The organism is Pseudorhodoferax sp. (assembly GCF_047601025.1).
GTDB lineage: Bacteria > Pseudomonadota > Gammaproteobacteria > Burkholderiales > Burkholderiaceae_C > Pseudorhodoferax.
In genome coordinates this window covers 3740879-3754528 of the sequence record NZ_JASGJZ010000001.1, presented here as the reverse complement: position 1 = coordinate 3754528, position 13650 = coordinate 3740879, and the positions used below count along the sequence as shown (strand labels likewise).

12 protein-coding genes and 1 tRNA gene are annotated in these 13650 nt (G+C 70.2%); 8 read left to right on the top strand and 5 right to left on the bottom strand.

The features are described from left to right. Positions 1–13: 13 nt before the first annotated feature. The 5 genes from QM782_RS17605 (at position 14) to QM782_RS17585 (ending at position 6614) form a co-directional block, all read left to right on the top strand. Complete coding sequence (locus QM782_RS17605; RefSeq protein ID WP_415204190.1) at positions 14–1102, top strand: putative 2-aminoethylphosphonate ABC transporter ATP-binding protein; 1089 nt, start codon at positions 14–16, stop codon at positions 1100–1102. A gap of 12 nt (positions 1103–1114) precedes the next feature. Further along, positions 1115–2824 carry a putative 2-aminoethylphosphonate ABC transporter permease subunit gene (locus QM782_RS17600; RefSeq protein WP_415204189.1) on the top strand — a complete coding sequence of 570 codons (1710 nt, stop codon included), beginning with the start codon at positions 1115–1117 and terminating at the stop codon, positions 2822–2824. Positions 2825–2908: 84 nt separating this feature from the next. Then, entirely contained in the window at positions 2909–4042 is a 1134-nt protein-coding gene (locus QM782_RS17595; protein WP_415204188.1) for a TIGR03364 family FAD-dependent oxidoreductase, read from the top strand. 41 nt (positions 4043–4083) lie between these two features. Next, positions 4084–4911, top strand: coding sequence for a phosphonoacetaldehyde hydrolase (gene phnX / locus QM782_RS17590; protein WP_415204187.1), 828 nt, complete (start codon positions 4084–4086; stop codon positions 4909–4911). A 56-nt stretch (positions 4912–4967) separates the two neighbouring features. Further along, on the top strand, positions 4968–6614 hold the full coding sequence (locus QM782_RS17585) for a Na/Pi cotransporter family protein (RefSeq protein WP_415204186.1): 1647 nt from the start codon (positions 4968–4970) through the stop codon (positions 6612–6614). A 116-nt stretch (positions 6615–6730) separates the two neighbouring features. On the opposite strand, the gene eutC is transcribed toward QM782_RS17585, so the two are convergent. From eutC to QM782_RS17570, 3 genes are read right to left on the bottom strand one after another with little or no spacing between them, the layout of a single operon-like run. Further along, entirely contained in the window at positions 6731–7522 is a 792-nt protein-coding gene (eutC, locus tag QM782_RS17580; RefSeq protein WP_415204185.1) for an ethanolamine ammonia-lyase subunit EutC, read from the bottom strand. After that, the gene (locus QM782_RS17575) at positions 7519–8940 is read right to left on the bottom strand and encodes an ethanolamine ammonia-lyase subunit EutB (RefSeq protein WP_415204184.1); all 1422 of its coding nucleotides are present in this window, start codon (positions 8938–8940) and stop codon (positions 7519–7521) included. Before QM782_RS17575 ends, eutC begins: the two co-directional genes overlap by 4 nt. Before the next feature lie 2 nt (positions 8941–8942). Next, the gene (locus QM782_RS17570) at positions 8943–9707 is read right to left on the bottom strand and encodes a DeoR/GlpR family DNA-binding transcription regulator (protein ID WP_415204183.1); all 765 of its coding nucleotides are present in this window, start codon (positions 9705–9707) and stop codon (positions 8943–8945) included. Positions 9708–9967: 260 nt separating this feature from the next. Here QM782_RS17570 and hisN point away from each other — a divergent pair, with 260 nt between their 5' ends. Then, the gene (gene hisN, locus QM782_RS17565) at positions 9968–10744 is read left to right on the top strand and encodes a histidinol-phosphatase (protein WP_415204182.1); all 777 of its coding nucleotides are present in this window, start codon (positions 9968–9970) and stop codon (positions 10742–10744) included. 148 nt (positions 10745–10892) lie between these two features. On the opposite strand, the gene QM782_RS17560 is transcribed toward hisN, so the two are convergent. Next, positions 10893–10968 (bottom strand) — tRNA-Lys (locus tag QM782_RS17560). A gap of 153 nt (positions 10969–11121) precedes the next feature. Here QM782_RS17560 and QM782_RS17555 point away from each other — a divergent pair. Further along, entirely contained in the window at positions 11122–12051 is a 930-nt protein-coding gene (locus tag QM782_RS17555; protein ID WP_415204181.1) for a PfkB family carbohydrate kinase, read from the top strand. Here the strand turns inward: QM782_RS17555 and QM782_RS17550 are convergent, their stop codons facing one another. Then, positions 12052–13029 carry a GMP reductase gene (locus tag QM782_RS17550; RefSeq protein WP_415204180.1) on the bottom strand — a complete coding sequence of 326 codons (978 nt, stop codon included), beginning with the start codon at positions 13027–13029 and terminating at the stop codon, positions 12052–12054. It lies immediately after the preceding gene. Positions 13030–13199: 170 nt separating this feature from the next. Between QM782_RS17550 and nudB the strand changes: the two genes are divergently transcribed. Further along, positions 13200–13649 carry a dihydroneopterin triphosphate diphosphatase gene (gene nudB / locus QM782_RS17545; protein WP_415204179.1) on the top strand — a complete coding sequence of 150 codons (450 nt, stop codon included), beginning with the start codon at positions 13200–13202 and terminating at the stop codon, positions 13647–13649. Position 13650 lies beyond the last annotated feature (1 nt).

Sequence of the window (13650 nt, the reverse complement as noted above, 5' to 3'; positions counted from 1 at the left end):
AGGCGGCCCGGCCATGTCCCCAGAGACGTACCTGCACATCGAGCACATCCACAAGTCGTTCGGCGCATTCACCGCACTCGACGACATCAGCCTGAGCATCCGGCGGGGCGAGTTCATCTGCTTTCTCGGGCCGTCGGGCTGCGGCAAGACCACCTTGCTGCGCATCGTCGCGGGGCTGGAGACGCAAAGCAGCGGCACGCTGCAGCAGGCGGGGCGCGATATCTCGCTGCTGCCGCCCGCGCAGCGCGACTACGGCATCGTGTTCCAGTCGTACGCGCTGTTTCCGAACCTGACGATCGCCGACAACGTGGCCTACGGGCTGGTCAATCGCAAGCAGCCGCGCAGCGCCGTGGACAGCCGCGTGCAGGAGCTGCTGCAGCTCGTGGGGCTGCCGGGCAGCGGGCACAAGTATCCGGCGCAGATGTCCGGCGGCCAGCAGCAGCGCGTGGCCCTGGCCCGCGCGCTGGCCACCTCGCCGGGCCTGCTGCTGCTCGACGAGCCACTGTCCGCACTGGACGCCATCGTGCGCGTGCGGCTGCGCAACGAAATCCGCGCGCTGCAGCAGAGCCTGGGCGTGACGACCATCATGGTCACGCACGACCAGGAAGAGGCGCTGACGGTGGCCGACCGCATCGTCGTCATGCGCGGCGGCGTGATCGAGCAGGTGGGCACGCCGATGCAGGTGTACCGCGAGCCGGCCACGCCGTTCGTCGCCGAGTTCGTCGGCAAGGCCAACCGGCTCGACGCGGTGGCCGAAGGCGGGCGGCGCTTTCGCTGCGGCCAGCAGGTGCTCGGCTGCGAGAGCGCCGCCAGCGCCGAATACCGCCCCGGCAGCGCCGTGTCCATCTACTTCCGTCCCGAGGACTGGCTGCCGAGCGGCGCCGTCGGCGCCGCCAGCGTGCACGGCACGGTACGCCAGGTGGAGTTCCTGGGCAGCCATTGCCTGGCCGAGGTCGAGGTGCCGCAGTGGGACGGGCAGGCGCTGCAGCTGCAGCTGTCGGCCCACCAGATGGCCGACATGCAGGTGCGCGCCGGCGCGCCGATCGGCTTTGCGCTGCAGACGGAGAAGTTCCGCGTGTTCCCGCGCCCCGAAGCCTCCTGAAAGGCCCGCACCATGACTTTCGTCGTCAAAGGCGCGCCGCTGCGGCTGCACACCCATTGGACGGAGCGCATCGCCCACGGCGTGCTGCTGGCCATCGCCTTGCTGCTGCTGGTCTTTCTGGCCGGGCCGCTGCTGGCGATCCTGCTGCACGCCTTCGCGCCCGGTTCCACGCAGGCCAGCGCCTGGCAGGCCTTTGTCGGCTACCTCGCATCGCCCGCGCTGCTGCACAGCTTCTGGAACAGCCTGTGGGTGTCGCTGCTGGTGACCGCCATCGTGATCCCGCTGGCCTTCACCTTCGCCTATGCGCTCACGCGCAGCTGCATGCCACTCAAGGGGCTGCTGCGCACCATCACCTTGCTGCCGCTGCTGGCGCCGTCGATGCTGTCGGCCATCGCGCTGATCTACTGGTTCGGCAACCAGGGCATCGGCAAGCAGTTCTGGCTGGCGCTGGGCTTCGACGGCATCTACGGCGCCTCGGGCATCGTGCTGGCCGAATGCTTCGCGGTGTTTCCGCACGCGCTGATGATCCTGGTCACCGCCTTGTCGATGGCCGACGCACGGCTGTACGAGGCGGCCGATTCGATGGGCACCAGCACCTGGCGCAAGTTCGTCACGATCACGCTGCCCGGCGCCAAGTACGGCCTCATCTCCGCCGCGCTGGTGGTGTTCACGCTGGTGCTGACGGACTTCGGCATCCCGAAGGTGGTGGGCGGCAACTTCAACGTGATGGCGACCGACGTGTTCAAGCTCGTCATCGGCCAGCAGGATTTCCAGCGCGGCGCCGTCGTCGCCCTGCTGCTGCTGCTGCCCGCCGTGCTGACCTTCGTGGTGGACTGGCATGTGCAGCGCCGCCAGTCGGCCATGCTCACGGCCCGGGCCGTGCCGCTGGCGCCCAGGCGCTCGCCGCGCTTCGATGCCCTGATGACGGCGTTCTGCGTGCTGGTCTGCGCGCTGATGCTGGCGATGTTCGGCATGGCGGTGTTCGCCTCGCTCGCCAAGTTCTGGCCCTATAACCTCAGCCCCGGCCTGCACCACTACATCTACGGCCTGGTGGAGGGCGAAGTGGGCGACGCGATGCTCAACAGCCTGAAGATGGCCGCGGCCACGGCCGTGATCGGCCCGGCGGTCGTGTTCGTCGGCGCGTACCTGCTGGAGAAGACCCAGGGCATGCCCGCCGTGCGCGCCCTGCTGCGGCTGCTGGCGATGCTGCCGATGGCCGTGCCCGGCCTGGTGCTGGGCCTGGGCTACATCTTCTTCTTCAATGCGCCGGGCAACCCGCTGGGGGGCCTGTACCAGACGCTGGCACTGCTGGTGCTGTGCACGACCGTGCACTTCTACACCACCGGCCACCTGACGCTGACGACGGCGCTCAAGGCGCTGGACGGCGAATTCGAGGCCGCCTCCGACTCGCTGAAGGTGCCGCTGTACAAGACCTTCTGGAAGGTGACGCTGCCGATCTGCCTGCCCGCGCTGCTGGACGTGTCGCGCTACTTCTTCATCAATGCGATGACCACCATCTCCGCCGTGGTGTTCCTCTACTCGCCGGACACCAAGCTGGCCTCGGTCGCCATCCTCAACCTCGACGAGTCCGGCGAGACCGGCGCCGCCGCCGCGATGGCGGTGCTGATCGTGCTGGCATCGGTGGCCGCCACTGGCCTCTACCACCTGCTGGGGCTGTGGATGCAGCACAGCACGCAGGCATGGCGGCGGGCGGGACGCTAGGGACGCTCGTTTTCCTCTCGCTGCCAGCGCTCGTACAGCAGGCGCTGGAGGCCGATTCCATGCAAACCACTTCTTGCACACACCATGACTGAATCCAACACCAGCTTCGACCTCATCGTCGTCGGCGCGGGCATCGTGGGCCTGGCCCATGCCTACGTCGCCGCGCAGCGCGGCCTGCGCGTGTGCGTGGTCGAACGCGACGCCGCCTGCGTGGGCGCTTCCGTGCGCAACTTCGGCTTCGTCACCGTCACCGGCCAGGGCGCGGGCGACACCCACCGGCGCGCACGCCGCGCCCGCGAGGTCTGGGCCGACGTGGCGCCCAAGGCCGGCATCGACGTGATCCACCGCGGCCTGTACGTGACGGCCTTCCGCCCCCGTGCGCACGCGGTGCTCGAAGAGTTCATGCAGACCGACATGGCCGCAGGGTGCGAACTGCTCACGCCCGCGCAGGCCGCCGGACGCGCGCCGCAACTGCGGCTGGACGCGGCCCAGTCGGTGCTCTACAGCCCGCACGAGATGCGCGTCGAATCGCGCGTCGCCATCGGCCAGCTGACGCACTGGCTGGCGCAGCAGATGGGCGTGACCTTCCGCTTCAACGAGGCCGTGCTCGAAGCCGCCGCGCCGCAGGTGCGCACCTCGCGCGGCGTGCTGCGGGCCGAGCGCGTGGCCGTCTGCACCAACATCGACATCAACGGCCTGTACGCCCAGCGCCTGTCCGCCTACCCCATCCGCCTGTGCCAGCTGCAGATGCTGCGCGTGGCGACGCCTGCGGGCTTCCAGCTGCCCGGCTCGGTCATGTCCGACCTGAGCCTGGTGCGCTACCACGGCTACAGCGCGCTGCCCGCGGCCGCCCGCCTGCTCGAGCAGATCCAGGGCGAGGCGGAGAACGAGGCGCTGGAACACGGTATCCACCTGATCGCCGTGCAAAGCGCCGACGGCTCGCTGGTCGTGGGCGACTCGCACCACTACAGCCCGGGCGCGCCGATGCCGTTCGCCAGCGAGCGCGTGGACACGCTGATGCTCGAGCAGCTGCAAAAGGCGCTGCACCTGGAGCAGCCCCGCGTGCTGGAGCGCTGGGTCGGCGTCTACCCCTCGTCGCCGCAGGGCGACTGCCTGATCGACGCGCCCGACGATGCCACGCGCCTGGTCATCGTCACCAGCGGCACCGGCGCCAGCACCGCCTTCGGCATTGCCGAAGACGTGTTCGAGGCCTGGTGAGCCACACCCTCCTTCCAACGACCTCTGCAAGAAACAACGCCATGCCAACACACGCACCCGACACCTTGAGCGCCGTCGTCTTCGACTGGGCCGGCACCATCGTGGACTTCGGCTCCTGCGCGCCCATGGGCGCCTTTGTCAAGCTGTTCGCCCAGTACGGGGTCCGCATCACCATCGACCAGGCGCGCGGCCCGATGGGCATGGCCAAGTGGGACCACATCCACGCGCTGGGCCAGCTGGCCGACGTACGCAGCCAGTGGCTGGCGCTCCACGGCCGGGAGTTCTGCAATGCCGACGTGGACGCGCTGTACGAGGTCTTCACCCCGATGAACGCCGCCGTGGTGGCCGACTTCGCCGACTTCGTCCCCGGCGCGGTCGAGACGGTGAACGCCGTGCGCGCCCTGGGCCTGAAGATCGGCTCCACCACCGGCTACAACCGGCCGATCATGGACATCCTCGCGCCGCTGGCCGCCGCCGGCGGCTACGTGCCCGACAACATGGTCTGCGCCGGCGACCTGGCCTCGGGCCGCCCTGGCCCGGCGATGATGTGGCAGTGCTTCGCCGACCTGGACATCTGGCATCCGCACACCGTGGTCAAGGTGGACGACACCGGCGTCGGCATCGAGGAAGGCCTGAACGCCGGCACCTGGACCGTGGGCCTGGCCGTCAGCGGCAACGCGGCCGGCCTGCCGCTGGCCGCATGGCAGGCGCTGCCGGCCGCCGCGCAAGCCGAGGTGCGCAGCGCGGCCGGCGCCACGCTGCGGGCCGCAGGCGCGCACTATGTGATCGACACCGTGGCCGACCTGCTGCCCGTGCTGGACGCGATCGGGCAACGTGTGAAGGCAGGCGAGCGGCCCCGTCCGGCCTAAGGCGGCCGCGCCGTACCGTCGCCTCGCCAGGCCCTGCCCAGGGCAGGGCTCCGTCCATGAAACATTTGCTGAATCTTCTCGCCGCCATCGCCCTGGTGGTCTGGGGTACGCACCTGGTGCGCACCGGCGTGCTGCGGGTATTCGGGGCCAACCTGCGCACCCTGCTCGCGCGCAGCATGGGCAATCGCTTCACGGCGGCGCTCTCGGGCATGGGGGTCACGGCGCTGGTGCAGTCGAGCACGGCCACGTCGCTCATGACCTCGTCGTTCGTGGGCCAGGGGCTCATCACGCTGCCCGCGGCGCTGGCGGTGATGCGCGGGGCCGACGTGGGCACGGCGCTGATGTCGGTGCTGTTCTCGTTCGACCTGTCGTGGCTCTCACCGCTGTTCATCTTCGTCGGCGTGGTGCTGTTCATCCGGCGCCAGGCCAACGCCGCCGGGCGCGTGGGAGAGGCGCTCATCGGCCTGGGGCTGATGCTGCTGGCGCTGGAGATGGTGGTGCAGGCCAGCGGCCCCATGCTGGCCTCGCCCGCCATCCGGGCCGTGCTGGGGTCGGTGAGCAGCGACATCACGCTGGAGATCATCCTGGGCGCGGCGCTCGCCGTCCTTGCGTACTCGAGCCTGGCCATCGTGCTGCTGATCGCGGCGATGGCCGCCTCCGGCGTGGTGCCGCTGGACGTGGCGCTGGGCCTGGTGCTGGGCGCCAACCTGGGCAGCGGGCTGGTGGCGGTGCTGACCACGGCCAGGTCGGCCGTGGAGGTGCGGCAGGTCACGGTGGGCAACCTGGTCTTCAAGGTGATGGGCGTCGTGATCGTGGCGCCGTTCATCGGCCTGTGGCTGCGCCACGTGCAGCCGCTGCTGCCCTCGGCCACGCAGGGCGTGGTGCTGTTCCACCTGGCCTACAACGTGATCATCAGCGTCGGCTTCATCGGTTTCACGCAGTGGGTGGCCAAGTGGGTGGCGCGGCTCATGCCGCGGCCCGAGGGCAACCAGCGCCACCGGCCGCACCACCTGGACCCATCGGCGCTGTCCACGCCGTCGCTCGCCATCTCGTGCGCGGCGCGCGAGGCGCTCCACCAGGCCGACGTGGTCGAGACCATGCTGCTGGGCATGCTGCAGGTCATCCGCCACGACGACCAGCCGCTCGCCGAGCGGCTGCGCAAGATGGACGACGAGGTAGACACGCTGTATTCGTCCATCAAGTACTACTTGACCCAGATCTCGCGCGAGGCGCTGGGCGAGGAGGAGAGCCGCCGCTGGGCCGACATCATCAGCTTCACCATCAACATGGAGCAGGTGGGCGACATCATCGAGCGCGTGCTGCAGGACATCGAGGAAAAGAAGATCAGCAAGGGGCGCGAGTTCTCCGAAGCCGGCATGGCCGAGATCGTCGAACTGCACGAGCGCCTGGTCGGCAACCTGCGCCTGGGCATGAGCGTGTTCCTCAACGGCAACGTGCGCGACGCACAGCGCCTGCTGGAGGAGAAGGTGCGCTTCCGCGAGCTGGAGCGCGCCTACGCCGCCACGCACCTGATGCGCCTGTCGGACCGCGCGGTGCAGAGCATGGAGACGAGCTCGCTGCACATCGACCTGATCAGCGACCTCAAGCGCATCAACTCGCACATGTGCTCGATCGCCTACCCGATCCTCGAATCCGCCGGCGCCCTCGCCCCCAGCCGGCTGCGCGCCACCGGGGATGCGTGACCGGCCACTGCGTCACACCCGGAGTCGTGCGTGGCGCGCAGGCAGCGCGGGCATCTGGGCGGCGTCCTGCGCAAGGCTTCGGCGACACGCCGCCGCAGCGTGAGCAGCTCGCCTTTTCATCGCAACGCGGTCCCCTGCACGCCTGCGGGCGCCAGCACTTCCACGTCGCTCATGTCCTTCAGGTTCACGCCCGTCAGCCCCAGGCGGCGGGCTTCGCGGCACAGCCACCACAGGCGGGCGGCGGCGGCCGGCAGGGGCAGCCCCTCGGGGCGGACGTTGGAGATGCAGTTGCGCTGCGCATCGTGGCGGCCCGGTTGCGGCTGCCACGTCAGGTAGATGCCGATGCCGTCGGGTGCCGACAGGCCGGGGCGCTCGCCGATCAGCACCGCCACCATGCGCGCCTTGAGCGCCGCGCCGATGTCGTCGCCCAGCGCCACGCGCGCCTGCGTGGCGATGACGACGGGGCCGATGCGCCAGCCCTCGGGCGCCGCGGCGCCGATGTGCCGCACCAACCCGGCAGCGTGGCGCTGCACGGCCAGCGACGAGAGGCCGTCGGCCACCACCAGCAGCAGGTCGCAGCCGCCTTCTTGCGACGCGGCCAGCGCCTGCGCATCGGCTGCGCCAAGACGCCGGCCCAGGTCGGGGCGCAGCAGGTAGGCGGCGCGATCGGGCGCGGCGCTTTGCACGTGCAGCGTGGCATGGCCCTGGGCCTGCAGTTCAGCGGCCACGGCGGCGGTGTCGAGCTGCACATGCACGGCGTCGCGCGCCTGCGCGTGGGCCAGGCCGAAGCGCAGCAGCTCGTGCGTGGGCATGGCCGCGCCGCTGCGGCCCAGCGCGATGCGTGCGGCCGTATGGGCGCGCAGGTCGGCCCAGGGATCGGCGGCGGGCTGGTGGCGGCCTTGGCTCATGCCGTCATCCCCAGTTGCCGCATGCGGGCCAGCGCCGGGTGGCTCTCGCCTGCCGGCAGCAGGCGGCCATCCTCGCCGGTGATGCGCATGCGCTCGAGCCAGGCCTCGAACTCGGGCGCGCGCTTCAAGCCCAGCACCTGGCGCAGGTACAGCGCGTCGTGGAAGGAGGTGCTCTGGTAGCCCAGCATGATGTCGTCCGCGCCCGGCACGCCCATGATGAAGGGCACGCCCGCCACGCCCAGCAGGGTCATCAGCGTGTCCATGTCGTCGGAATCGGCCTCGGCGTGGTTGGTGTAGCACACGTCGCAGCCCAGCGGCACGCCCAGCAGCTTGCCGCAGAAGTGGTCTTCCAGCCCGGCGCGGATGATCTGCTTGCCGTCGAACAGGTATTCCGGCCCGATGAAGCCGACCACGGTGTTGGTGAGCAGCGGCGCGAACGCCCGCGCCACGGCGTAGGCACGCGCCTCGCAGGTCTGCTGGTCCACGCCGTGGTGGGCATTGGCCGACAGCGCGCTGCCCTGGCCCGTCTCGAAGTACATGACGTTGTCGCCCACGCCGTCGCCGAAGTCCGCGCCGCGCTTCAATGACAGCGCCGCCTCGCGCGCCTCGCGCAGCAGCGCCAGGCTCACGCCGAAGCTGGCGTTGGCCGCCTCGGTGCCCGCCACGGACTGGAAGACCAGGTCCACCGGCGCGCCCTGCTCGATCATCTGCACGGTGTTGGTCACATGGGTGAGCACGCACGCTTGCGTGGGGATTGCCAGGCGCTCGATCACCTCGGCCAGCCGGTGCACCAGCCCGGTGAGCGCGGGCACGCTGTCGGTGGCGGGGTTGATGCCGATGACGGCGTCGCCCGCGCCATAGAGCAGGCCGTCGATCATCGACGCGGCGATGCCGCGCACGTCGTCCGTCGGGTGGTTGGGCTGCAGGCGCACGGCCATGTGGCCGGGCAGGCCGATGGTATTGCGAAAGCGCGTGACCACGCGGCATTTGCGCGCCACGGCGATCAGGTCCTGGTTGCGCATGAGCTTGCTCACGGCGGCAGCCATCTCGGGCGTGATGCCCGCGCGCACCTGGGCCAGCGCCTCGGGCGTGGCGGCGTCGGCCAGCAGCCAGTCGCGCAGCGCGCCCACCGTCAGATGCGCGATGGGGGCGAAGGCGCTGGCATCGTGCGTGTCGATGATGAGGCGGGTGATCTCGTCGCGCTCGTACGGGACCAGCGCCTCGGTCAGGAAACGGCGCAGCGGCACGTCGGCCAGCGCCATGCGCGCGGCCATGCGCTCGACCGCCGTGGCAGCGGCAATGCCCGCCAGCGCGTCGCCCGAGCGCGGCGGCGTGGCCTTGGCCATCAGCTCGCGCAGGCTGCCGAACTGCCAGCGCGTGCCGGCGGCGGTATGGGTATAGGGGGCGGATGGGGGCATGCTCACATCACCACCTGCCGCCCTGCGGCCTTCCAGTCCGCCAGCGCGGGCACCGCCCGCGCACCCGCGTCGGTGACGAGGGTGTCGATGCGCTGCGCCTCGGCATAGCACACGCGGCTGACCACGCCGATCTTGCTGTGGTCGGCCAGCACGATCAGGCGCTGCGCCTGCTGCGCCATGGCGCGGGCCACGGCAGCCTCCCGGTGGTCGAAGCTGGTGGCGCCGTGCTGCGCGTGCACGCCCACGGGCGAGAGCAGCGCGGCGTCGGCCCGCAAGCGGAAGATCTCGGCCACGGTCGCGCCACCATGCGTGGCCTGCAGCGCGGGGTCGACGCTGCCGCCCAGCAGGATCACTTCGTTGCGCCCCGGATGCGCGGCAGCCAGGCGCTGCGCCACCGCCAGGCCGTTGGTGACGATGGTCAGGCCCGCCAGCGCGGACAGTTCCTCGGCCAGGATCGTCGTCGTGCTGCCCGCGTCGACGAACAGCGTCTGCCCGGCTTCCAGCAAGCGCACGGCGGCGCGGGCGATGGCGCGCTTTTCCTTGGCACGCACCGCCTGGCGCACGGCCAGCGGCGGCTCGGGCTCCGGCCCCGCCGCGATCACGCCGCCGTGCACGCGGCGCAGCACGCCTTGCTCTTGCAGCGCCATGATGTCGCGCCGCACCGTCTCGCGCGACACGCCCAGTTCCTGCGCCAGGCGCTCGGTATCCAGCCGCGCCAGCGTGGCCAGCAGCGCGCGGATGCGGATGAATCGCTCTTCCTGCAGCATGGCGCCATTGTGTTATGCCGACCCGCCGTACGAGCGGGTGCATCGCGTGCCCACCCCTGCGCCGGCGGCAGACGACCGGGTGACGGCGGCGGCGGCAATGCCGGCAACTGGGCGCATGGCGGTTTTCTCCATATCGGTGCAGGGCGGGTGGCGCACCTCGAAAGAGCGCCTCATGATTGTGCGTTTGATTGCATTTGTGCAATTTATTGGTTTTGCACAATAATTTCCACGCATCAACCGTGCCACGACCACTGCACACCATGAACCACACCAGCCCGCCCTTCCTCGCCCTGGCCCACGCCCTCGCCGACGCCGCCCGCGCCCATGCGCTGCCCTACTTCCGCACGCCGCTGGACGTGATCAGCAAGGCCGACGAAAGCCCCGTCACCCGCGCCGACCGCGAAACCGAGGCCGCCATGCGCGCCCTGCTGGCCGAGCACGCGCCCACGCACGGCATCCTCGGCGAGGAACACGGCCGCGAGCGCCTGCAGGCCGAGTACGTCTGGGTGCTGGACCCCATCGACGGCACCAAGAGCTTCATCACCGGATCGCCGCTGTGGGGCACGCTGGTGGCGCTGCTGCGCCACGGCCAGCCCGTGCTGGGCCTGGCCGACATGCCGCTGCTGGGCGAGCGCTGGGTCGGCATCGCCGGCCAGGGCGCGGCGCGCAACGGCCAGCCGGTGCAGGTGCGCAGCTGCCAGACGCTGGCCGAGGCACGCATCCAGAGCACCTCGCCCGACATGTTCAACCCTGCCGAATGGGCCGCGTTCGACGCCCTCTCGCGCGCTTGCGCGCTGCGCCGCTTTGGCGGCGACTGCTACGCCTATGCCCAACTCGCGGGCGGCCAGATCGACCTGGTGGTGGAGACCGGGCTGCAGCCCTACGACTACCTGGCGCTCGCCCCCCTCGTCACCGAAGCGGGCGGCGTGATGACAGACTGGCGCGGCCAGCCGCTGGACATGGAATCAGACGGCCGGGTGGTCGCCGCCGCCACGCCCGCGCTGCACGCCCAGGCCCTCGCGTATCTGAAGAGCTGAGCGCCCGGGCGCCCGGAAATGCGATGTGCCGATGGGATCGCCATACTCTGACAGAGTTGGATATGAAACTGCGGCACATATCCGCGCTCCGCAAAAGAAAAAGCACTTAGCGCCTTCGCGCTAAGTGCTTGATCTACCAAGATATTCTTGGTGGGCCCTGAGTGACTCGAACACTCGACCTACGGATTAAGAGTCCGCTGCTCTACCAACTGAGCTAAGAGCCCGAAATACGGTGCTTCCGATGTTTCGGCCTTCTCGCATCAACTCTTTGTGTTGTGCGAAAGCCTGCGATTATAACCTATTTTTTACACCTTGCGCAAGAACTTCGTGCGGAACGTCCGCTTACCATCGCGGACCGACACCACGACAGGGAGGACATGATGGGCGAATGCGGCACCTGGCGGCTCTGCACCGTGGGCCATGCGGCGCTCGATCACTGCTTCGCGATCGACACGTTCCCGGCACAGCCGACCAAGACGCCGGCGAACGCCTACCGCGCGCTCTCGGGCGGCATGGCGGCCAATGCATCGATCGCCGCGGCCCGCCTGGGCGCGCAGGTCCGGCTGCACGGCGCGATCGGCGACGACGAGGCCGGCGCGTTCCTGCTGCGCCGGCTGCAGGCTTGCGGCGTGGATTGCCGGCAGCTGCAGCGCGTGCCGGGCGCGGCATCGTCGGTGTCCGCCGTGGTCATCGATGCCCAGGGCGAGCGGCAGATCTTCAACCACCGCGGCGACGCGCTGCTGCGCGCGGCGCCGCTGGACGTCTCGGTGCTGTCCGGCTGCGACGTGCTGATGGCCGATCCGCGCTGGATGCCCGGCGCACTGGCCGCGCTGGGCTGGGCGCGCCGGGCCGGCGTGCCTTCGCTGCTCGACGGCGACCTGTCGCCGGGCGAGGACCTGCAGGCGCTGGCCGCGCAGGCCGACTGGGCCGTGTTCTCCGAAGCGGGCCTGGCGGCCTTCGCGCCGCGCCGCACGCTGGCCGACGGCCTGGCCGCGGCGCTGCGCGCCGGCGCCCACCTGGCCGCGGTGACGCTGGGCGCGCAGGGCGTGCGCTGGATGCGCCCGGGCGGGCCGCTGCGCAGCCTGCCGGCCTTCGCGGTGCAGGCGGTGGACACCAACGGCGCCGGCGACGTGTTCCACGCCGCGCTGGCCATGGCGATGGCGCGCGCCCTGCCGGACGAGGAGGCCATGCGCTTCGCCTGCGCGGCCGCGGCGCTCAAGTGCCTGCGCGCCGGCGGCGTCGCCGAGGGGCCGGACTACGCCGAGGTCGAATGCTTCCTCGCCGCGCGCAGCCTGGTCGCGGCCTGACTACATCAGCAGGTGCTCGCCGGCGTTGTCGCCGCCCAGGATCACGTAGTTCACCTTGCGGATGTCCATCAGCTTGCGGCCGCCGGCATAGCTGATGGAGCTCTGCACGTCCTGCTCCATTTCCACCAGCGTATCGGCCAGCCGGCCCTTGATCGGCTCCAGGATGCGCTTGCCCTCGACGTGGCGGTACTCGCCCTTGTTGAAGTCGCTGGCCGAGCCGTAGTACTCCTTGTACAGCCGGCCGTCGACCTCCACGGTCTGGCCCGGCGATTCCTCGTGGCCGGCCAGCATGGAACCGATCATGACCATGGTCGCGCCGAAGCGGATCGACTTGGCGATGTCGCCATGCTCGCGGATGCCGCCGTCGGCGATGATGGGCTTGGTCGCCACGCGCGCGCACCACTTCAGCGCCGACAGCTGCCAGCCGCCGGTGCCGAAGCCGGTCTTGAGCTTGGTGATGCAGACCTTGCCGGGGCCGATGCCGACCTTGGTCGCGTCCGCGCCCCAGTTCTCCAGGTCGATCACGGCCTCCGGCGTACCGACGTTGCCGGCGATCACGAAGGCCGCCGGCAGCTTGTCCTTCAGGTACGCGATCATGTTCTTCACGCTGTCGGCATGGCCGTGCGCGATGTCGATGGTCACGTACTCGGGCACCAGGCCTTCGGCGGCCAGGCGGTCCACGGTGTCGTAGTCCGGCTGCTTCACGCCCAGCGAGATCGAGGCGAACTGCCCGGCCTGCCGCACGCGGCGCACGAAGGCCACGTTATCCAGGTCGAAGCGGTGCATCACGTAGAAGTAGCCGTGCTGCGCCAGCCACAGGCAGGTGCGCTCGTCGACCACGGTCTTCATGTTGGCCGGCACCACCGGCAGGCGGAAGCTGCGGCTGCCCAGCGTCACGCTGGCATCGCATTCGGAGCGGCTCTCCACGCGGCACTTGCGCGGCAGCAGCAAAACGTTGTCGTAGTCGAAGATTTCCATGGCAATCCAGCTTTCGTCAATGCTTGAACAAAGGATTGAGCGCTTGGACTGAAGCCGGCCCGCCCCCGCATGGCCTGGCACGCGGGCAACGAAAAACCGGGCTGCAATAACTTGGGCCCGGTGACTGATTCTAGCCGGGGCGCCAGGCCCCCGCTCCTAGAATCCCCCGGATGGCGCGCCCCTTCAAGATCCCGCAATCGGTGCTGGTGGTGATCCACACCCCGGCGCTGGACGTGCTGCTGATCCGCCGCGCGGACGCGCGGGCGCACTGGCAGTCCGTCACCGGCAGCAAGGACAGCGAGGCCGAGGACCTGCACGACACGGCCCGGCGCGAAGTGTTCGAGGAAACCGGCATCGCCTGCGGCGACGGCCTGCTCGACTGGGGCCTGGAGAACGTCTACGAGATCTACCCCGAGTGGCTGCACCGCTACGCGCCCGGCGTGCTGCACAACACCGAGCACGTGTTCGGCCTGCAGGTGCCGGCCGGCACGCCGGTGCGGCTGAACCCGCGCGAGCACACGGCCTGGCAGTGGCTGCCCTGGCGCGCGGCGGCCAATGCCTGCTTCTCCGCCTCGAACGCCGAGGCCATCCTGATGCTGCCGCGCTTCGCGGGCCGCTGAT

Bases quoted from the DNA above. Each gene is read 5' to 3' on its own strand.
- QM782_RS17605 (WP_415204190.1), top strand. From the start codon at position 14: ATGTCCCCAGAGACGTACCTGCACATCGAGCACATCCACAAGTCGTTC.
- QM782_RS17600 (WP_415204189.1), top strand. From the start codon at position 1,115: ATGACTTTCGTCGTCAAAGGCGCGCCGCTGCGGCTGCACACCCATTGG.
- QM782_RS17595 (WP_415204188.1), top strand. From the start codon at position 2,909: ATGACTGAATCCAACACCAGCTTCGACCTCATCGTCGTCGGCGCGGGC.
- phnX (WP_415204187.1), top strand. From the start codon at position 4,084: ATGCCAACACACGCACCCGACACCTTGAGCGCCGTCGTCTTCGACTGG.
- QM782_RS17585 (WP_415204186.1), top strand. From the start codon at position 4,968: ATGAAACATTTGCTGAATCTTCTCGCCGCCATCGCCCTGGTGGTCTGG.
- eutC (WP_415204185.1), bottom strand. From the start codon at position 7,522: ATGAGCCAAGGCCGCCACCAGCCCGCCGCCGATCCCTGGGCCGACCTG.
- QM782_RS17575 (WP_415204184.1), bottom strand. From the start codon at position 8,940: ATGCCCCCATCCGCCCCCTATACCCATACCGCCGCCGGCACGCGCTGG.
- QM782_RS17570 (WP_415204183.1), bottom strand. From the start codon at position 9,707: ATGCTGCAGGAAGAGCGATTCATCCGCATCCGCGCGCTGCTGGCCACG.
- hisN (WP_415204182.1), top strand. From the start codon at position 9,968: ATGAACCACACCAGCCCGCCCTTCCTCGCCCTGGCCCACGCCCTCGCC.
- QM782_RS17555 (WP_415204181.1), top strand. From the start codon at position 11,122: ATGATGGGCGAATGCGGCACCTGGCGGCTCTGCACCGTGGGCCATGCG.
- QM782_RS17550 (WP_415204180.1), bottom strand. From the start codon at position 13,029: ATGGAAATCTTCGACTACGACAACGTTTTGCTGCTGCCGCGCAAGTGC.
- nudB (WP_415204179.1), top strand. From the start codon at position 13,200: ATGGCGCGCCCCTTCAAGATCCCGCAATCGGTGCTGGTGGTGATCCAC.